The organism is Xanthomonas sp. NCPPB 1132 (assembly GCF_056629235.1).
In genome coordinates, this window is the sequence record NZ_CM152819.1 from 4,214,342 (window position 1) to 4,235,051 (window position 20,710).

A 20,710-nucleotide genomic window follows, 5' to 3' on the forward strand; every position below is an offset into this window, starting at 1 on the left:
ATGCGTTCGATGAGTGCTGCAGTGGGCGATGCGCAGTGCGCAGGCGCGGGGCTGTCGCGTGTTCATGGCATGGCCTGCCGTGTCACCGGCCGCAGCAGCTCGATCTCGCCCAGCGTCACGCCTTCGCCCGCGTCCAGGCGCAGCCGGTACGCGCTGTACGCGCCCGGCGTGGCGATGCGGAACGGCCGCAGCTGTCGCGCCCAGGCGAATGCCTGCACACGCCGCTGGTCCAGCGTGGTCCACGCGCCATCGCCGTTGCGCCCTTCCAGCGTCCACGTCAGGCCGGACACCGCGGCATCGCCGCTGGTCAGCGTGTAGTACGTGGCGGGCATCGGTGTGTCGAAGCGCAGGTCGACACTGCGCCCGGCCGGCAGCGGCAGCGCCGTCGTCGCATCGTCGTCGATCAAGACCGTGGCCTTGGGTTGCCCTTCCGACGACACCGCCACGGCCTGCGACGCCACATCCTCCAGCCCGCGCGGCGCACTGCCCGGCGGCGTCAGCGACGGCGGCAGCGCGTCCGCGCCGCTGCCCCAGCGCGAGGGCGTCGCCCCCATCACGAACTCCAGCGTGGCGCCGTCGGCGATGTCCTGGTGGCGCAGCCAGGCGGTGTTCCACGGCTTGCCGTTGAGCGTGAGCGACTGCACGTACACGTTGCGCGCACTGTTGTTGCGCGCGATCACCACCAGCTTACGGCCGTTGCCGAGCTCGACCTCGGCGCGCGGGAACGCCGGCGAGCCGATCACGTACTCCGGCGCGCCCATCCGCAGCGGATACAGCCCGAGCATGGCGAACAGGTACCACGCCGACATCTCGCCGTTGTCCTCGTCGCCCGGATAGCCCTGGCCGATCTCGCTGCCCAGGTACAGCCGGCGCAGCACCTCGCGGGTGAGGCGTTGGGTCTTCCACGGCTGCCCTGCCGCGACATACATCCAAGGCAGATGGTGCGAGGGCTGGTTGCTGTGCGCGTACATGCCCATGCGCACGTCGCGTGCCTCGGTCATCTCGTGGATGACGCCGCGGTAGCTGCCGGCAAAGCGCTTGTCCGCGGTCTCCGGCGTGGCGAAGAGTTCGTCCAAGCGCGCGGCCATGGCATCCTCGCCGCCCAGCAGCGTGGCCAGCCCGGCCGCGTCGTGCGGCGTGGTGAAGGCGAAGGTCCAGGCATTGGCCTCGGTGTAATCGCCACCCCACACGCGCGGATCGAACTTCGACGCAGGCGTGCTCCACTGGCCGGCCGGCGTACGCCCGCGGAAGAAGCGGGTGGCCGGGTCGAACAGAAACACGTAATCGGTGGCGCGGGCCCGGAAGTATTCGGCTTCTTCGCGATAGCGCTGAGCCAGCTGCTCATCCTGTTCCTGATTCGCCAGTGCCTGCGCCATCTGCGCCAGGCCGAAGTCGTTGAGCGCCCCCTCCAGCGTCCACGACAGCCCTTCGTGCACGTCGTTGGCCGCATAGCCGCGGTACATCGAGCGGGCCAGGCCCTTGCGCCCGACATTCGACACCGGCGGCACCACCGTGGCATTGCGCAGCGCCGCCGCATAGGCCTCCTGCGGATCGAACCCGCGCACGCCCTTCAGCCAGGCATCGGCGAACGCCACATCGGAACTGGTGCCGACCATCAGGTCCGCATAGCCCGGCGAGGACCAGCGCGCCACCCAGCCGCCGTCACGGTACTGCTGCAGGAAGCCATCGATCATCGTCCCGGCCTGCTCCGGCGCGAACAGCGCATACGCCGGCCAACTGGTGCGGAAGGTGTCCCAGAAGCCGTTGTTGACGTAGACCTTACCCGGCAGGATCGGCGCCGACGTGCGCTCGGCATCGCCGCCGGTGTTGTCCTTGGACCAACTGTTCTGGTCGGCATGCCGCCAATCCGGATGCGCCGCGTCGCCGACGTTCTCGTGGGCGATGTTCGGATACAGGAACAACCGGTACAGATTGGAATACACCGTGACCCGCTGGTCGTGGCTGGCGCCTTGCACCTGCACCCGGCCCAGCACCGCATCCCACGCGTCCTGCGCCCGCGCCTGCACCAGCTCGAACCCGGCGTCGCCGATCTCCTGCTGCAGATTGCGCTGCGCCTGCTCCACCGAGATCAGCGAGGTGGCGATGCGCATCACCACCGTGCGGTCGGTGCCGGGCGCGAACTTCACATAGCCGGTCGGCCGGCCCGTGGCGATCTTGCCGCTGGCGGTCCACGGGCGATCGAAGCGCGCATACACGAACAGGCGCGTGGCGCCGTTGGACAGGCCGCTACGCGTGTCGGAGTAGCCACGCAGGGTCTGCGTCGCCGCATCCAGGGTCAGCCCGCCGCGCGCGTCGACATTGTCGAACAGCAGATTGGCATCGCCCCCCTCGGGAAAGCGGAAGCGGAAGATCGCCGCCCGCTCGCTCGGCGCCAACTCGGCGCGGATGCCGTTGTCGAAGTCCACCCGGTACAGATGCGGGCGCGCCTCCTCGTGGTCGTGGCTGAACGACAACGCGCGCTTGGTGCGATCCGCCTCCGGCACCCCGCGCGTGGACGAAGGCATCACCTGGAACGTCTGGCGATCGCCCATCCACGGACTGGGCTCGTGGCTGATCGACAGCGCCTGCAGCCGCGGCCGGTTGTCCTCGCCGTTCTGCTCGTTCCAGCGGTACAGCCAGCTCAGCGTCCCCGCATCGGTCGCCGGCACCCAGAAATTGAAGCCGTGCGGCATCGCCGTGGCCGGGATGTTGTTGCCGCGCGAGAACGTACCGTTGGACTGCGTGCCGCGCGTGGTCACCACCTCGTCGCTGGGCCGCCGCGCCGCCTGCGGCGCCGGTTCACGGCGCACGACGACATCGTCGATCCAGCCCGATGCCAGCTTGCCCGTGCCGGGCTGCACCTGCACCTCGATCGCACGGATGCGCTTGCCACGCAAGGCCGCCACCTCACCCAGCCGCACCCGCTTGAGCGCCCACTGCTGCGGATACAGCGTCTTCGACGCCGCCTGCCCCGCCGCACTGACCAGCGCCCCGTGCTGATCCTCCACGCCCAACTCGGACAAGCGGCGCCCATCGTCGAACAGCAGATCCACCGTTACGCCGGTCGACGCCACCGTCTCGCCATCGACGACCTCCGGCAGCACCATCCACGACAGCACCGTGTCCGGCTCCACCGGCAGATCCACCGCAAACAGTTGTGCGCGCCCGGCCGCTTTGGCGCGATAGTGCAGCGCATGCAGCCAGGTGTAACCCATGCCGGCCTTGGCCGCGTAGGGCTGTTCAGGGCCGTTGCCGATGGCGACGCTCACGCCTGTTTTGTCGGACTGCGCCGCCGAAGCTGGCGCAGGTTCGCCCCGCTCGAACGAGGACGCAAAATCGGCATCGGCCGCGCGTGCCGCGCCAGTTCCCGCGCACAGCAACGCCGAGGCAACGAGCGACGCCACCCACCTGCAAGACGATTCAGACAGGTGCGCGAAGCGCAGACGGATTGGCATGGCAGGCTCCCCAAACTCTCTCGGTCGGTTGTGCCGCGACGCGTGGCGTCACGCATTTCCGGTGGCAACGGCGCACAGCGAAGGCGCGCAACGTGGACCGGATCGCCAGAGGGATCGCCGCTTGAGTCTGCATCCAGCACAGCTTCACGACCGCAGATGCATGCGGACTGGAGAGCAGGCGTCAACAAACTCGTCGCACGCGATCCCTACCCGCCGTCTCCCCCAAGGATGCGCTGCATCAACGGCTTTGGATCGATCCAACACGGCTAGATGTAACACGCCTGTTATGGGGTTGCATGCTGCTGCGCAACAGTTCGTCTGCGGATGGACACGCGCTCTGGCGCCACTGCGCCACGTTGAATACGAAGAAGATTGACGCTGAACCGCCCAGCGACGAGGAGCGATCGGAGACGACAGAGCGATCTGCCTGACCGTCTGCAACCGCTACACTGACAAGCGCTGAATCGCTCAACACACTCAGGGGGTTTCAAATGAAGATGACCACACTCGCACTTTTGGCTGGACTGCTGGCAACGTCGAGCGCACTTGCCGACACAACACGCTGCTCGACGGATTCGTACGGCAACACAACGTGCCGCGGCGACGACGGAAGCGTGACGCGCACCAGCAAAGACTCCTACGGCAATACCACAACCCGTGACGACCAGGGCAACGTGATTCGCTGCTCCTCGGACTCGTACGGCAACAAAACCTGCCGTGGTGACGACGGAAGCGTGACGCGCAGCAGCACGGACTCCTACGGCAATACCACGACCCGTGACGACCGGGGCAACACGATTCGCTGCTCCACGGACTCCTACGGCAACAAAACCTGCCGCGGCGACGACGGAAGCGTGACGCGCAGCAGCACAGACTCCTACGGCAATATCACGACCCGTAGCGACTAGGGCAACGTGGTTCGCGGCGCGACGCACTCTTTCGGCGACACGACGTGTCGCGACGACAAGGGCAGCGCAACGCGCTGCAGCACCGGCAGCTTTGGCATTGCCACTGGCCGACAAGCAGCCTGACGCTGCATTCAAGCCGACGCCGCGCTGCGGCGCGGCTTGATCCAACGTCCTTCCGCGCAATGACCAGTTGAAGATTCTTGCTGGCGCGGTGTGAGATTCCGTGCGCTGGTGCGAATCATGGTTGCGAAGGGCGCGAAGGCCGCGCCGGTGAACCAATGGATACCATCGCAACCGCCATGACCGCGAACGACGCCCGAGATGCTTTCAGCGCGCTGCTGCAGCGCCATTCCGGCATCGTGTTCAAGGTCGCCGGCAGCTATGCGCGCGGTGCCGAGGACAGGGCCGATCTGGCCCAGGAAATCGCGGCACAGCTCTGGCACGCCTGGCCCACGTACGACCCCGCGCGTAGCGTCAGCACCTGGATGTACCGGATCGCGCTGAACGTGGCGATCAGCCACCTGCGCAACCGCGAACTGCGGCAGCGCCACGACGCAATGCCGCTGGACGAAACCCTCCACGACGTGGCCGACGGCAACGCCGCGGACCCGGAGAACGAACAGCGGCTTCGCCTGCTGCAGGACGTCATCGCCCGCCAGCCACCGCTGGACCGCGCACTGTTGCTGCTCTACCTCGAAGACCGCCCGCAACGCGAGATCGCCCAGATCCTCGGCATCACCGAAAGCAATGTCTCCACCAAGATCGGACGCCTGAAACAGCGCATCCGCGACGAATTTCGCTAAACCACGCCATGGAGACCATGATGGAACTCGACGACTTCAAATCGGCCTGGCAATCGCTGGACCGTCGGCTGCAACTGGACAACACGTTGAAGCTGCACGCATTGCGCGAGCGCAAACTGGACAGGACGCGCGGCAGCCTGCGCCCACTGTACTGGGGCCAGGCGATGCAGATCCTGTTCGGCATGGCGTTCGTCCTGCTCGCGTCGCTGCTGTGGATGAGCCAGCCAGCACATGCTTCCTCCATCGTCGCCGGCGTGTTGGTGCAGGCGTATGGCGTGCTGACGATCGTCGCGGCCGGCGTGGTGCTGGGGCGACTCGGCAACATCGACTATGCGCAGCCGGTGCTCGGCATCCAGAAGCAATTGCTGCGCGCACGCACGCTGTACATCCGCAGCGGCATGGCCGCCGGTCTACCGTGGTGGTTCCTGTGGATCGCGGTCTTGCAGACCTTGGCTGGCCTGGGCGATGTCGATCTGCTGGCCAAGGCCCCCGCGCTGGTGTGGAGCGGCTACGGCATCGGCATCGCCGGCCTGCTCGGCACCTGGTGGTTCCACCGCTGGGCGCGCCGTCCGCACCGCGCCGAGCTCGGCCGGAAGATGGACGATTCCTTGAGCGGCGGCAGCCTGCGCAAGGCGCTGGCGCAACTGGACGAACTGCAGCGCTTCGAGCGCGACTGAGCGCCCGCGTTCCAACGGCCGGCGGCACCGCCCTCCGTACTCGAATAGTTTCCGGCCGCACGCCATTGCTTTCGGCCCGGCCCCGCGCATCTTGAAAATGGAGACTCCCCTGCAAAGCCCGCCTGTCATACACCCAGCGAACATCCACACGGCTTGGATGGCGGAGAAGCCGGCACCAAAGTACATCTCGCACTACATAGGTTTTGGACCGCATCCGGATTGCAATTGCCCACTGGCAGTTGCTCGCCCAGCTAGGCGGCCATCCCTTCCAGCACGGCGGCAGCCTGCGCGAGCCCGCCGAGAATGGCGTCGGCAACGCGCGGCGAGAAATCCTGCGGCAGGTCCGCGCGCGCCTCGGCGATGGCGGCCGGCGTGTGCGCTAGGATCTCCTCGATGAGCGGCTCGGCCGTCGGCCCATAGCCGACCCGCTGCGCCGTGCTGCTGAAGTGCCTGCGCTGGATGCTGTGCATCGCGTAATGCTTGTTCTTGCCAAGCAACGCCATGGCCAATTTGATGTCGTAAGGCGACCATTGATGGGGGCCGTCGCCCAAGACCGGATAGGCCGACATCACGTCATACAGCCTGGTCAACCGGAAGCGGCCACGCGGCAGCAGCTGGATACTGAAATTCTTGGCATGACCATCGGGCGCGCGCAGCAACCAGAACAGCACCTGCGCGGCCATCAGCGTCTTCATGTCGGCCTCGGCATCGACCGACTGGCGTAGCGTGCCGAACAAGGCCTTGAGCCCTGGACCGCCTTCGTTCTCGTACTTGCGCAGCGGCGAGCAGCCTTCGACCTGGCAGAAGTCTTCCTGCGGCAGGCGCATGAGCCACTGCCCATTGGGCGCCAGGCGCCGGTCGAAGCGCTCCACCACCAGCACGCGCTGCTGGCCGAAGCGGGCGATGCGCGCATCGGCCACGTTCAAGCCATACGCCTTCAACAGCCGCAGGCACAGCCATTCGTTGTCGACGGAAGTGCTGAAATCCGCGCGCCGCCCGCCCACCAGGCCCATCGGCAGCTTGAAGATGTGGCTGGTCGGCGTGGCGCCGCGCGGCGCGTACCACTTACCGTCCCACCACAGGAACGCGGTCTTCTCCTGCGCGCCGGCGAGGGAGATGCGCATGTCCGCATCCGGATCGCGGTGGCCGGCAACGCCGTGCGGCGAGACGGTTTCGATCAGGTGCCGTTCGATGTCCTCTTCGGACAGCGGTACGCCGTCGATACGTTCGACATCTTGCGGAACCTCGTCCTCGCCCAGGATCTGCACGGCCCCTACGCAATCGCGTCCGACCGCGCTCAGCAGATCGAACGGATCGGTGGATGGCGCACGGAAGCGCTGCGCCACGCGCCGGCGGATCGCATCGCTGTCGGGCAGCAGGTTGTCGAAGTAGTTGAAGACCTTCTCGCCCTTGAGCAGCTGGTTCTGCAGGTTGAACGGAAGCGACAGCGACAGCGGCCGGCCGATGTCGGCACCAACCCAGTCCGCGTCGTAGTGCAGTTCCATGTCCCCGCGCGCAGGCAGCGTCCAGCGCGCCAGGCGCACGCCATTGGTCCAGATGGAGAGGCTGCGGCTGTGCGATCGACGCCCCATCTCACCACTCCGCCCGCGAGTTGGCGGCGGCGGGGTCGTCGCGGGTGCCGATGGTCAACTCCAACCCCAGCGCCGCGCACCAAGCCAAGAGTTGCTCGACGCTCAACGCATGGGCGTTCAGTTCAAGATGGGAAACGCGCGACTGGCTCAGGCCGAGACGGCCGGCCAGTGCGGACTGGGTCAGTCCCTGGGCCTTGCGTGCGGCCTGCAGCGTCGCGCCTAGTTGCGTCGCGGTGACCAGAACGTGGCGTGTCGACATTGGGGTGGTACCCGTCATCCAGCTAAAAGCAAAATACCTGCAAAACGAATAAATTTCAAATAGCTGATATTCGGGTAAATCGTTCGATGCGTGCGCGATCCTCCCGCGCAGACGCCGGGTGCCGAATGGTCGGGCACATGCATCACGACAGAGATGCGGTGCAGTGGGCGCCGAGGCGGGCTGAGCTGGCGAACGCGCCGGGCGCGATGGCCGACGCGCCTGGCAATGGTGGAATTTGCTGGAAACCTATAGGCGATGTCCTCGGCCTACTGCATCGGCAACGATGCCTGGGCGCTTCGGCCTCCTTGGCACAATCACCGCCCTTTCTGCGGTGATTATGGCGGCCAATCGCCGCACGACGTCCGCATCGCCCACCGGGGCGGCCGATTCCCCACGTATGGGAGGCAACCTCCGTTCAAGGACCGACGTGTAGCGACGACGCGACCGGCACGCGTCATCTCCACCGTCAAACGCTTCGGCTCATGGCTCCGCCCCGGCAACCCACCTTCAAAACTTGGCGGCTACGGCGCCACCTTGCACGAGCGTCGTTTCTTCGCCACGGGCGGCGGCGCCACCTGCACTACTGTGATCAGCAGAGCGCCATTAGCCATCGTGATTCGCGCCTTGCCACCCACCGCGAAGCCGAGGCCTTCCAGCCACAGGCCATGCAAGCGCAGGCTGGGCACCTGCCGCCCAACTCGCATGCCATCGCGCTCCACGTCGTAATGGCGATAGCCAATGGTGCACTGCGTGGGCCGACGCGGGATCGAGCGCCTGGGCACTGGGTCCTTGCCGGTCTCGGGGCACAACGGCGGCGCCGACGCGCCAGGCAGCGGCTCGGCGGCAATCGCGTCCAGGGGGTCGGGCGATTCGAGCTTGAGCCAGCAGGGTGGAGCCTTGGCGGCGCGGCGAGGGGATTTGGTCTTTGAAAGGGCGGAAGCGCTACCGGACATGACGTCCTCCATTTGAGTGGGAGTCGCCAAGTGATTTCGGGAGACCAAACCCGGCTGCGGAATTTGCCGCAGCAGGTAGATGGTTGCTCGCCCCAAAAGCAGGTGTCAACGTTTAAAACAGGAATATTGTAGACATCTGCAGGAAATCGCGCGGGTGCGTATATAAGTTAACCTAGTCCAAATATCGTGAGACCTGATGCAGAGTTGGACGTATCGTTTGGACGCCTTGTGCACCGGCTCGAACGTCGTCCCCATAGGCTGCAAGTGCGCTCAGCCACAGTCATCACAGAGCGCTGCATGGGTCGGGCCTTCGTCTCAGGCATAATCAGTCGTTCATGGGACATGGGGAAGCCGTCGGAATGACGCCGGAAGAGTTTATCGGCCTCTGGAAGGGCCACAACTTCAACGAACGCGAAGGCGCGCAATTGCACTTTTCGCACCTGTGTCGGCTGCTTGGGGTGGATGAGCCCCTCAAAAAGGGGGAATACCAGTTCGAGCGTGGCGCAGAGAAGTCCGGCGGAGGTAATGGTTGGGCTGACGTGTGGAAGCGCGGCCATTTCGCGTGGGAGAACAAGAAGCCGGGCCGAAACCTGAAAGATGCGCTGAAGCAGCTCACGGACTACACACTGCAACTTGAGAATCCTCCCCTACTGATCGTGTGCGACCGCGAGCGCATCGTCATCCACAAGGCATTCACCGGCTACCCCGACGAGCCGGAGACCATCCTCATCGAAGACTTGGCCGACGAGGCCGTCCGCCAGCGCTTGCGCTGGGTGTGGACCGACCCGGGCAAGCTGCGCCCAGAGAAGTCCTCTGCCGCCATCACGGCAGAGGCCGCCAAGCGTTTCGCGGACTTGGCCGAAGCGATGCGCCATCGCGGCGAGGACCGCGACAAGGTGGCCCACTTCCTCGTGCAATGCTTGTTTTGTATGTTCGCCGAGGACGAGGAGCTACTGCCTAAAGGAATCTTCACCAACCTGCTGACCAACGCCGGCACGGATGTGATCAAGGCCGCGAAGCGGATCGAAACGCTTTTCAAGGCCATGGGAAAGCCCAAGGGCGAGTATGGCGACCACGACATCCAATGGTTCAACGGAGGGCTGTTCAGTGACATCGCCGCGCCTAATCTGACAGCGTCCGACGTTGACACCCTGCGGCGGGCGGCCTCCGACATGGACTGGCGGGCCATCGATCCGACCATTTTCGGCACCCTGTTCGAGCGCGGTTTAGGCGAGCAGCGCGCGCCCTTGGGCGCTCACTACACTGACACCGGCACCATCGCCAAGCTGGTGGACCCGCTGGTGCGCGAGCCGCTGCTGACCGAATGGGATTCGGTACGCACGCAGATCGCCGAGTTGGCGCCGAAGTTCGGCATGGTCAAGGGACGCGGAAATTCATACCGTGCCAACGAGGCCCTCCGGAAGGGCGAAGCCCTGTACCGCGCTTTCCTCCTGCGCCTCAACCAGTTCCACGTGCTCGACCCGGCTTGTGGCTCAGGCAACTTCCTGTACCTCGCTCTGAAGGCGATGCGGGACGTAGAAAAGCAAGCGCATGTGCAAGCCCAGGAATTGGGCCTGCATGGTGAGGTCGCCATGCAAACGGGTCCGCACAACATCCTCGGATTGGAAATCAACGAGTTCGCCGCCGAACTGGCCAGGGTGACCGTCTGGATCGGCGACATTCAGTGGTGCCGCCAGAATGGTTGGCAGCACAGCATCAATCCCATCCTGAAGCCGTTGGACGGTATCGAGAACCGAGATGCGCTATTGAACGCGGATGGCTCGGAGGCTAAGTGGCCGAAGGCGGATGTCGTTGTCGGCAACCCTCCATTCCTCGGTGACAAGAAGATGCAGGGCGAGTTGGGGGTGGCGTACACCAAGCTGGTTCGCAAGGTCTATGACGGCCGCGTGCCAGGCGGGGCGGACTTGGTATGCTTTTGGCTGGAGAAGGCGCGCGATCAGATCGAAGCCGGAGATCTGCAGGCCGCAGGATTGGTTTCGACCAACTCGATTCGTGGTGGAGCAAATCGTAAAGTATTGCAACGCATTTTGAAAACCACGCGCATCTTCCTCGCGTGGAGTGATGAAGAATGGTGGGATAATGGCGCAGCCGTACGAGTGTCAATGACAGGATTTGGCAACCGTGCGGGCGCCGTGCTAAATGGAAAACCCGTAGGCGAAATCTATGCCGACCTAACCGCGGGCGGGAAAGACATAGCTGACATCACCAAGGCCAATCGCATTACGCAGAATCTCGGCATGTCGTTTCAGGGTGTAACGCCGTCGGCATCCTTGCAGCGCAAGCGTCGTGAAGAACTGGGGCTACCCGATGCTTCTTTCAACCTAATGGGCGACGAGGCGCGAAGCCTGCTGAATGAACCGGCCAATCTTCGCGGCGAGCCGATGGCCGATGTGGTTAGACCGTACTGGATTGCTGACGACATTACATCGAGGCCGCTTGACCGATTCATCGTCAACTTCGGCACAAGGGACGAGATCTCGGCCGCAATGTTCGAGAAGCCGTTTGCGGCAATCTCCAATGTTCGCCTCCATCGTGCGTACGCAAGGCGAAACGCAGACTACCCATGGTGGCTGCTGCTCTGGCCCCGCCCGCAGATGTTCGCCGCTCTGAGTGAGCTTCCACGCTTCATCGCCATCCCTCGCGTTTCTAAACACCACTTGTGCGTCTGGGCACCTGCTGGCGTGGTGCCTGGCGATGCACTAGTTGTTGTCGCACGCGATGACGACACCTCCATGGGAATTCTTCAGTCCCGCATTCATGAAGTCTGGGCGCTAAGACAAGGAACAAATCTGGGGGTCGGGAACGATCCACGCTACACGCATACGACTTCCTTTGAAACGTTTCCCTTCCCGGAGGGCATGACGCCGGATGTTCCTGCGGAAGCATATGGGGAAGAACTGAGCGCGCAACGAATCGCTGTGGCGGTGAAGGCGTTGGTTGAATCACGCGACGCTTGGCTAAACCCTCAAGAATGGGTCGATTGGGTACGCACTCCCGGCGAAGAGAAGGCTGGCTTTCCTATGCGGCCTGTGCTCAAGCCGGACAAGTTAGACAAGGCCCCTGAGCTGAGGAAGCGCACCTTGACCAACCTTTACAACGGACGGCCCAACTGGTTGACGCTGCTGCATGAAGCCTTGGACAAGGCTGTCGCCGAAGCCTACGGCTGGGCGGACTACACCCCGGGGATGGCCGACGAGGAGATTTTGCGACGTCTGCTGGCACTAAACCACGCCCGAGCGGGTTTGGGATAGCCCGCCCGCGCCGCGCTGATGTAGCTGACCTGCTCCGGCGGACGCTGTAAAAGCATGAGAATCACTCCCGAGCAATGAAAAAAAAGGGGATAGCTTGCTTGACACCGCCGGTACGCCGGCCTCCAACGGTGGCAAGACGCAGAAGAGGAGGGAGATGTGTTGGCCGGTGCCCGAAACCGCGTTGTTGCGGTTGACCTCGGCTGGTGGGGGGCCGTGCTTGCCCCGAATCGGACCGCGGCTCGCCGCACCGTCAGATGAGGACCACCTCATCCGCACCGAACCACCCTTTGCGGATGACCTCATCACGGACGGCCCCAGGATTCTGGGCGTAGACCATCAGAGCCAGGCTATGCTCCGCCCGGCTGCAGGTCACATATAGAAGGCGGCGTGTTTGGGCGCGCTGGGAATCGCCTCCTCCGGCTTCCTTCTCTGCGTCTCTATCGGTGGCCCTGGTGCCTAGGACCTTGTCATAACTGAAGGTAAACCCGTTCGCCTCATCGTCACTAATGACGACCAACACTCGCGGGAACTCAAGTCCCTTTACCCCCTGGTGCGTATCGAATGCAGATAATCCCCTCGCATAAAGGGCCATGGCGCGAATCTGGGAGAATGGTGCTAGCAGCACTCTGCGCCAAGCGCGCATTTGTTGTGCCTGGTGGTCGTCTTCGGGAGCGGCCCCGTCGTCAGGCTCCTGCGTGTTAAGGGCTTGGAGGAGTTCATTTGGAACGGCCAGCAGCCCGCTCTCCTGCAGTCCGCTGATGACCTCGCGCAGTGGGGGGTCGCAATCACACAGTTGCTCGGTCAAGCGACGTGCACCATCGCCTGCGGCTCGGACCGCATCCAACTGGTCGGCGTGTCCGGCAAGCGCTTTACCATCAAAGAGGGGGGAGCGTGTCCGAATGCTGTCGACCAGTGCGAACTCGTCACCGGAGAGGCCCGCGTCCACAATAGGTAGAACGTCGTCTAAAAGAAAATTGACAGGTCCCAGCACACCGTCCAGGAGCGATGTCCTCAGTGTTTCGGTCTCATACAAAGGCCCGAAAACGTCATCGAATCCGAGCCGCCGGGACGCCATACGATGTTCGAGAACGAGAGTCTTGCGGTGTTCAGGCCCGAGCCCCCACTCGGCAGCGCCGGTGATCTCAGCCATCCTGCAAGCCACCTCCTCCTCGAGCTCAAGTGTCTTGGTTGCACCAAGGCCGGTGATAAAGATCCTCACAAATCCACCGGGCTTGTCATGGCGAGCGCGTTGCCTCTGCCCATCTACCTCCGAGCGGATAGTGTTAACGAGACGGACAATGCGCTCGGCCGACCGGTGATTCATCACCTTTGCAGGCCTCGCCCATTCTCTTGGTACCACCTCCTCGAGACGAGGCATGCCATGAGTGTAGATTCGCTGCATCGTGTCACCGAGAAGCCCGAGGGCGAACCGGTCGCTTGCGTGTGCTTGGATCGAGAGAAGCGCCTCCATAACTTCCTCGTGCGTGTCCTGACTCTCATCAATGAGAACGACTGGATAGAGGTCGACGAGGACTTCGCGCAGCGGGTGTTTTTGCAGGAAGTCTCCGGCCATGCCGATAACTTCTTGGTGCGTCAGGGACCCCCGCAGGCGCTCTGTCCCTGATGCGCTGTAGTGGAACGACAGCGCCGAATCGAGCGCTTCGAGACGCTTTTCCTTTCGCTCGAAATCGGCCTTGTTCTTGAGAAATGTCTTGTTCTCTTCACGTGCACGCCCCATTGCATCTGCAAGTTTCGCCATCGATTTGGCAATAGAAACCTTCAGCCATGTCCTGATTTCATCGTCGAAACCCTTAATGAGGCGCCAGGCAAAACTGTGAATGGTCGAGACGTCGACCAGAGCGTCAAATTCAATTCGCCGGAGAATCTCGTCGCGTGCGGCATTTGTGTAGGTAATGACCGCGATCCGTTGTCCCTTGTACACCAGCCGCTCGCGTTCGCGCAGCCGGAGTTTTCCAATTGCATCAACAAGGGAGCGCGTCTTGCCGGAGCCGGCCCCGGCGTACATGAAGAAGCTCTGCGGGGCATCCAGATGCAAGCACTGGTCAATGACCACGTCGACCTCGTTGTCGACCAAGCTGTCGGGCACCTCACTCATGCGCGCCGTCCTCTACAGGAACGGACACCAGAAGCATCTCGTGTTTTTTCTTGACGATGCGCTCCTGAAGCCAAGAAAGGCCCTCTTCGATATAGGACGGAGGAATGAGGGCCTCAAATTTGGTGTCATAAAGGACGCCGAGTGCGAACCCGGCCTTGTCGCCATCACCGATGACATTAAACAACCCAGCGGCGAGGGCGTCGCCACTTACTGCCTTTGCAACTTCCCGCACCACCGCACCTATCATTCCTTTGCCCTTTGCGGCTGAAAAATGCGCAAGATTGGCGAAGATCAGCGCGTCCTCGAATGTTCCTGGCAACACCTCATGCGGCGCAGCCCCGGCTGGCACTGCTACATAGGCCGGCGTCTGGTAGGCCATGCGAATGGAGTAGAGGTCGTCGGAAACTATGACTTTATCAGCCTCTGATAGGTCAAGCAGGCCATCAATCCCACTCTTCTTGTTTTTTGACTTCAACCAGTTTCGCAGTGTCGGGTTTCCCGTAACCTGCCCTGCGTTGCGCTTGACCTGCACGGAAGCCTTGCCGCTCAACGCGTCGATGTCGGTGATGACAAGGCACGGGATTCCCAGAGCGTCGAGCAACGGACGCAAACGGTGGGCGTGACTGCCGCCTACCTCCAGCAAGGTGACGTATGCCTGGTGAAGCTGCAAAAATCGGTTGCGAATAAAGTGCGGGAGCAGAATTCGTTCGGCGGCGCCCTCGACGAGTATCAACGCGTCCGCGAAGAACACGTCCGCATGCTGTGAGCGCAGATAGCGGGTGACAAACCGTTTCGTGTTGGTGTCATCCCCAAAGACGGCCTCGAGGTTCGAAACAGTCGACACCGGCACCTGTTTTCCATGCATCCCTGCCGGAAGGCGCCTGAAGTACCGGAGTGACGCATACGGGAGTTCGTGAGCTATGTGGCTCGAATGCGAACTCACCACCAACTGCGTCGAGAGGCCGGGAAATTTCTTCAACAACGGATCATTGGTAAGCACATGATAGGCGTGGCGTACGAACACCTGCTGCACCTGAGCGTGAAGATGCGCCTCCGGCTCCTCAATCATCACGAGGTGGATTGGCTCGACGACCACATCGTCAGATGCGAGCGCTGCCTTACTCTTGCGCAGCCAGGCGTCCCTAAAACTCATCAAGCGAAAGATCATCGAGATGAGGTTCTGGTATCCGAGTCCGTTGGAGGTCTCAGGAAGCCGAAGCGGTGGCGCGCCGGCCGCGCCACCAACAGAGTCGAGTTCGAAGAGCACGGCCGATTCGTGATTGATTCCGTCGGCCGCACTCAGCTGTGTCGCCACATGTATCGTCGGGTCGTTGGCCCCCGGATACCCTAGCGATTCGACTTCCTGGAACGCCGGCCTGAAGCTCGCAGCGAGCCTAACATCGAACGCGACGCGGGCCGCGTCCATCGCCCGGAGGGCCTCAATATCTGTTGGTCCGGGTGACTGTTCCGGGTCGAGGTGCCGCTTGTAATAAGCCCGCAGCTGCTCGGACAACCGTCGTCCAGACCGTCCCGCCGATGTTGAATCCTCGCTTTCGCTTCCGTCCAGTTCACCGAATCCGCGCTGGGCATTGATTTCGTGAATCCGAACCAGACCGGCAAGCGGGTTGGCCTCCATAGGCACGGTCGACGGCCCGAGGGGTTGGAGCACCGCCTCTCGTGTCACCTTGTCCGGCTCGACGAGCTTGGCCGGATCAAGGCGGTACCAGCGCATTTCGAAATGCGCGCCAAGCCGCCTGGTGAGGAAATCGGTAAGGTCCTTCGGCCAGAGCGTCAACGCCGCCTTGCCAGCATCTTTGGCGGCCTCTGCCTCCAGCGCATGAACCCGCTCGCGTTCCGACCGGAAATCGTTGTACAGCGCGATGATGTCCTTCGGCTCGAGCCGGAACCGCACACCTACAAGCCCGCTACGCCAACTGAAGGATGGAATGAGGTCCTTGACGAAGTGGAGTTCACCGTTTTTTGCAGACAGCCATAGGTCAAGCATCGGGACCATAGCCATCCACGGATCAACCACCGGTGGTTGACTCCCCGCAGGGGCGGCTTCCCATGCCTTTCCCATCGCATCAATCGTGGGGAAGTGACAGAGGGTAAAATCGAGCAGCCTGAATGTGCTCTTATGCGAGACAAGGAATCGACGCAACGCAAGCATCGCAGAGGACTTTCCGCTGTTGTTGGCTCCAACGAGAAGGGTGGTGTCGTCCGTGAGGTCGACGCGGACCGCTTGGAGCTTGCGGAAATTAGCGATTTCGATATGCCGAATCTTCATTATTTCTTCCCTCGACGTCCCCCCAGTTTTGAGTAGCACGGCGATTTGGAGTCCAATCCCCAACGAGACGGAGATTGGACGTGAAGAAGCGCTTTTCCGAAGAGCAGATCATCGGCTTTCTGCGTGAGGCCGAAGCCGGCGTGGCGGTGAAGGACCTGTGCCGGCGGCACGGGTTCAGCGAGGCGTCCTACTACCTGTGGCGCAGCAAGTTCGGCGGCATGAGCGTGCCGGAGGCCAAGCGGCTCAAGGAGCTGGAGGCGGAGAACACGCGGCTGAAGAAGCTGCTGGCCGAGCAGCTGTTCGAGAACGACGTCATCAAGGATGCCCTGCGAAAAAAGTGGTGACCGCACCGGCGCGCAGGATGCTGGTGCGGCAGCTGATGGAGCGCGGGCTCACGGAGCGACGGGCTCTGGCCGTGGTGCGGATGAGCGCCAGCGCGCTGCGCTACGTCCCGCGTCCGGATCGCAACGTCGAGCTGCGCGAGCGGATCCTGGCGCTGGCGCAGCGGCACAAGCGCTACGGCGTCGGGATGATCTATCTGAAACTGCGGCAGGAGCAGTGGCCGGTGAACTACAAGCGGGTGGAACGGCTGTATCAGGAGGCCAGGTTGCAGGTGCGCCGGCGCAAGCGGAAGAAGGTGCTGCTGGGCGAGCGCCAGCCGTTGCTTCGGCCTGAAGCCGCCAACCAGGTCTGGTCGATGGACTTCGTGTTCGACCGCACCGCCGAGGGCCGGGTGCTCAAGGCCCTGACCATCGTCGACGATGCCACGCACGAGGCAGTGGCGATCGAGGTGGAGCGGGCCATCTCTGGTCACGGCGTGGCCCGGGTGCTGGATCGGCTGGCGCTGACACGGGGTCTGCCGCAGGTGATCCGCACCGACAACGGCAAGGAGTTCTGCGGCAAGACGATGGTGACGTGGGCCCACGAGCGCGGTGTGCAGCTGCGCTTGATCCAGCCAGGCAAGCCGAACCAGAACGCCTACATCGAGAGCTTCAACGGCCGCCTGCGCGACGAATGCCTCAACGAGCACTGGTTCCCGACGCTGCTGCACGCCCGCACCGAGATCGAGACCTGGCGACGGGAATACAACGAGGAGCGACCGAAGAAGATCTTGGGCGGCCTGCCCCCGGCCGCCTATGCCCAACAGCTAGCAGCCAAAGCCGCTACGATGAAACCCGGACTCTAAAGAGCCCCGCTACTGAAAGCGGGGGGACGTCGCCCTGAGTTACTTGGACCCGTTCGCACATTTTTGCGCTCGACCTTGGCTACAACGCAAGCTCTGGCAAAAGACTGAACCTCACCCTCGGTCTTGCCGACCATGAGAAATTCCGAGCGGAACTTTCTGCACTTGAAGTGGGACAGTCCGCAAAGGACGCAAATTTCCCGTGATTCGCCTAAGCGTCTAAGCATGCATTGCCGGAACCGGTGGACAACCTGCCTGCTAGAACTGCTAGCACTAGGATGGCCAAGTCTAGGCTAGCGCACATTACCGAGAGGCAGGAGCCGCTCAGCCGGCCGGAAACAAAACGCCTAAACACTCCTATTCGACAACGCCGACGGATGTGTTTCAAGTCTCGGTGTGCCTGCGCCTCACCGTAGGCTCTAGAAGTTGCCTTGGTCGACGTCCGCTTCAGGTCGGAAGCACTCGGCTAAGTGCGGCCAGAAGCGCACGTTCAGCGCCTACTGAGTACGCCAGCTCGCACTCAGAGATAGGTCTCTACGCAAGAAGTGAACCTAGAACCTGTCTTCTTATCGGAGAGCCGCATCGGGTCATGGCCGCCCTGCTGCTATCCATGGCCTATCTGTAGCCAAGGGACAGTCCCCCAAGGCCTAGAGATGCGGCAGCCTAGTGCCAGCGATATGTGGCACTGCCTCATCGCGTGACACTGTCGGACAGTTCTGCCTGGCACGAACCCAATTTCCTCACCGCTGATGATCATCACGACCAGATCGATGTACGCATGTCGAGGGTGTGCGGGGCTTACCCCGACCCAAACCGGCATCTCAATCAAAGAGCGGGGTCAAGTGCACTTCTAGTACCACTTTTTCAAGAGCAGACAACATTTAAATGTATTTTCGTGCTTATGGCCCCCCACCAGGATCTGCTCAAGGACGGTGGGCGTACATACGAGCAGGGCCTGTGGGCGCGCTTCCTGCTCGCCTGCCATGACAAGGAGCGCTTCCCTACCCCGCAGCCGCCGTTGACCCTGCGCGATAGTGGCGCCGATCACAACGACCGCCTACAGGCCGCCCTTAAGGAACTGATCAACTTGGCGCAGCAGTGCCCAGGTGATAGCCCTCGGGTGGCCGTCGAACTGAGCAAGGATGCAGCCGTGCGAATGCGCATGCTGAAAGAGCAGATCAAGCATTTCTGCCCCGCCCACTATAAGGCGATCGGGCCGTCGGTATCCCGTGCTTGGGAGAACACGCTGCGCCTGGCGGCCGTGTTCCATGTCGTGTGCGGGGAAGCTGGCCAGATCAGCCTGGAGATGGTGGAGCGTGCCTGGACGATCGTGGACTGGTCTCTCACCCAGCACTACATGGTGTTTGTACAGGCAGTTCGCTCTATTCCCGCGCAGAAGGCGGCCTCAGTGGACAGCGCGCGTGCGCCTCGAAAAGCGACCCGTGCTGAGGATGCCAGGCGGGTTCTGGAATCTGTATGGAATGCACGCCGGCTACGCTCCAGCGACGAGTCGTTCTTCGACGAGGTGGAACGCGTCGCTGATCTGGCGCCGTTGCGCTTCCTGCGGGCCATGGACTGGTTGGTGCGCAGGAAGCAGGTCGAGGTCCATGGCGAAGGTCAGCTGCGCCGCGTTCGGTCCCTAGTCGCGCGTCCGACGTACTTGGGATGTGGAAGTCTGTAGAAAAAAGAAGGGAGTTCCGAGCGCCAAGTGAAGAGAGCATTCGCTCTCTTCACTTGGGCATCTATGCACATCAGAGCGATGGCTGTACCTGTAACCACTTGCTTCCATGAAGGACGTAGAGTGCCTCCTCCTTCATCGACGGGCAGCAGTCCGGATCGTCAGGACCCGGCGCAAGCAGCGTCACGTGCGCCGTGCCATCCTCTACGCGCAGGCTCTGCGCCGCCACACCAAGGCCTGCGACCGATGTCGTGCTGACCAAGTGCAGCTGACCACTTTCCTGACGCTGGAACGCCGCCAGGTAGCTCACGGCACCATTGCTGCCTCCCTGGCCTTCCAACGTGTACAGCAGCACCACCTCTGGCTTGCCGTCCCCGGTCAAGTCAGCTTCGACGGACTTTCGGGCTTCCTTGTACTCGCTGCCCCCGTCCTGCCTGGCCTGCGCGGCGATCGCAGCGTCGATGACATCTACACTGGGCACGGCGCCCGAGGCCGTAGCGGCCGTCGGGGCCGTGCCCGGAGCCGCCGCCACGGACATGGCGGAAGGCCTGACAGGAGCCGAAGGATTACCTCCATTCATCTGGATGTAAAGTCGGTAGGCCTCGGTGCTCGTGTGGTAAGCAAGCGACTCCTTCGAGCCATCAGCCATCGTGACGACCAAGCTCTTCCCCTGCATTTCGTAGCTCGACGGCTCCATGCCAAGCGCCTCTACTGCACCCTCACCGGCAAACTCAACCGCGTTCTTCTTCCCTGGCCCCTTGGGATATTGATGTGACGCGAAGGCGTACCACTTCGAATCGCCACTTGCGTAGTTGATCTTCATCGCCGTCAGGAATTCCACGACGCCATCTCCATCGATGTCCAGCGGGGTGACACGCACCGATGACTCATCTACGCGATTCCCGAAGAACCGATGCCCAACCGAAATTCCAGCCGCTCGAGCATCCTGCTCGGTGGCCAGAATGTATGGATTTGCTACAGCCGCGTCGGTCAATTCTTTCGTCTTCTTGTTGGCACGATTCTCCTTGGCAAGCACTGTCGCCATGTAGGAGACCTGCCCAAGATCGGTCCTGTCCGCGTAGACCTTGAAGTTGGCATCCCCGGATTCGACCTGTTCGATCTGATAGCTGATACTCCGCTCGCGGGTGCCCGCTTCACTTTCCATGACGATTTTTGCGGCGCAGGCGCGATATCCAGTGTCCTTGTCCACGTCCTGGGTAACGACGCTCTTGAACACCGATGATTTGAGGATTTCCACAGCATCCTGATCGTTTAGATTGCCCACCATGCCCAGGTAGGTTTCCTGCACCTCGCTGCTGGTGCAGTCGGCCTGCGAGCCACATCCCGTCAACACGACCGACATGCCAATCAGGGCAAGGCCCAGTGGGTACTTCTTCATGGTCAAGCTCTCCTTGTTCAAGATGGTTTGAGTTGATGGATCTGCCCGATTGGCCTCACGCAAGTACGAAGCGCCCGCCCACGCGTCTCGAAGGCGGTGGTTTGCAATCTCAGTTGAGCGTTGATCCG

13 protein-coding genes are annotated in these 20,710 nt (G+C 62.6%); 6 read left to right on the top strand and 7 right to left on the bottom strand.

Translation table 11 applies throughout. The features are described from left to right. Positions 1 to 62 precede the first annotated feature (62 nt). Positions 63 to 3,455: a GH92 family glycosyl hydrolase gene (locus AC1G9L_RS18215; protein ID WP_481069643.1), complete on the bottom strand. Its 3,393-nt coding sequence runs from the start codon at positions 3,453 to 3,455 to the stop codon at positions 63 to 65. Between the two features lie 491 nt (positions 3,456 to 3,946). Between AC1G9L_RS18215 and AC1G9L_RS18220 the strand changes: the two genes are divergently transcribed. The 3 genes from AC1G9L_RS18220 to AC1G9L_RS18230 all read left to right on the top strand — a co-directional run bounded on the left by AC1G9L_RS18220 (position 3,947) and on the right by AC1G9L_RS18230 (position 5,843). Then, a complete protein-coding gene (locus AC1G9L_RS18220) occupies positions 3,947 to 4,363 on the top strand; it encodes a hypothetical protein (RefSeq protein WP_019799045.1) in 417 nt (138 codons plus the stop codon). Between the two features lie 299 nt (positions 4,364 to 4,662). Further along, entirely contained in the window at positions 4,663 to 5,166 is a 504-nt protein-coding gene (locus tag AC1G9L_RS18225; protein WP_026143219.1) for an RNA polymerase sigma factor, read from the top strand. Positions 5,167 to 5,186: 20 nt separating this feature from the next. Then, positions 5,187 to 5,843, top strand: a complete 657-nt coding sequence (locus tag AC1G9L_RS18230; RefSeq protein ID WP_481069644.1) for a serine/threonine protein kinase — start codon at positions 5,187 to 5,189, stop codon at positions 5,841 to 5,843. Between the two features lie 251 nt (positions 5,844 to 6,094). Here the strand turns inward: AC1G9L_RS18230 and AC1G9L_RS18235 are convergent, their stop codons facing one another. The 3 genes from AC1G9L_RS18235 to AC1G9L_RS18245 form a co-directional block, all read right to left on the bottom strand. Then, positions 6,095 to 7,435, bottom strand: a complete 1,341-nt coding sequence (locus tag AC1G9L_RS18235; RefSeq protein ID WP_481069645.1) for a type II toxin-antitoxin system HipA family toxin — start codon at positions 7,433 to 7,435, stop codon at positions 6,095 to 6,097. A 1-nt stretch (position 7,436) separates the two neighbouring features. Next, positions 7,437 to 7,694 carry a helix-turn-helix domain-containing protein gene (locus AC1G9L_RS18240; protein WP_019799048.1) on the bottom strand — a complete coding sequence of 86 codons (258 nt, stop codon included), beginning with the start codon at positions 7,692 to 7,694 and terminating at the stop codon, positions 7,437 to 7,439. A 521-nt stretch (positions 7,695 to 8,215) separates the two neighbouring features. Further along, positions 8,216 to 8,647, bottom strand: coding sequence for a SymE family type I addiction module toxin (locus AC1G9L_RS18245; RefSeq protein WP_481069646.1), 432 nt, complete (start codon positions 8,645 to 8,647; stop codon positions 8,216 to 8,218). A 359-nt stretch (positions 8,648 to 9,006) separates the two neighbouring features. On the opposite strand from AC1G9L_RS18245, the gene AC1G9L_RS18250 reads away from it, so the two are divergent. Further along, positions 9,007 to 11,919, top strand: a complete 2,913-nt coding sequence (locus tag AC1G9L_RS18250; protein WP_017911464.1) for a class I SAM-dependent DNA methyltransferase — start codon at positions 9,007 to 9,009, stop codon at positions 11,917 to 11,919. 250 nt (positions 11,920 to 12,169) lie between these two features. On the opposite strand, the gene AC1G9L_RS18255 is transcribed toward AC1G9L_RS18250, so the two are convergent. Together AC1G9L_RS18255 and AC1G9L_RS18260 are read right to left on the bottom strand one after the other, a co-directional pair. Further along, positions 12,170 to 14,035 carry a UvrD-helicase domain-containing protein gene (locus tag AC1G9L_RS18255; protein WP_019799050.1) on the bottom strand — a complete coding sequence of 622 codons (1,866 nt, stop codon included), beginning with the start codon at positions 14,033 to 14,035 and terminating at the stop codon, positions 12,170 to 12,172. Further along, on the bottom strand, positions 14,028 to 16,322 hold the full coding sequence (locus AC1G9L_RS18260; protein ID WP_481069647.1) for an AAA family ATPase: 2,295 nt from the start codon (positions 16,320 to 16,322) through the stop codon (positions 14,028 to 14,030). Before AC1G9L_RS18260 ends, AC1G9L_RS18255 begins: the two co-directional genes overlap by 8 nt. Before the next feature lie 80 nt (positions 16,323 to 16,402). Here AC1G9L_RS18260 and AC1G9L_RS18265 point away from each other — a divergent pair. Together AC1G9L_RS18265 and AC1G9L_RS18270 are read left to right on the top strand one after the other, a co-directional pair. Further along, a protein-coding gene (locus AC1G9L_RS18265; RefSeq protein ID WP_481069175.1) for an IS3 family transposase occupies positions 16,403 to 17,508 on the top strand; the annotation gives its coding sequence in 2 pieces (ribosomal slippage) (positions 16,403 to 16,661 and positions 16,661 to 17,508; 1,107 coding nt in all). 898 nt (positions 17,509 to 18,406) lie between these two features. Beyond that, entirely contained in the window at positions 18,407 to 19,186 is a 780-nt protein-coding gene (locus AC1G9L_RS18270) for a DUF3987 domain-containing protein (protein WP_019799780.1), read from the top strand. A gap of 70 nt (positions 19,187 to 19,256) precedes the next feature. Here the strand turns inward: AC1G9L_RS18270 and AC1G9L_RS18275 are convergent, their stop codons facing one another. Next, on the bottom strand, positions 19,257 to 20,582 hold the full coding sequence (locus AC1G9L_RS18275) for a hypothetical protein (protein ID WP_481069648.1): 1,326 nt from the start codon (positions 20,580 to 20,582) through the stop codon (positions 19,257 to 19,259). Positions 20,583 to 20,710 lie beyond the last annotated feature (128 nt).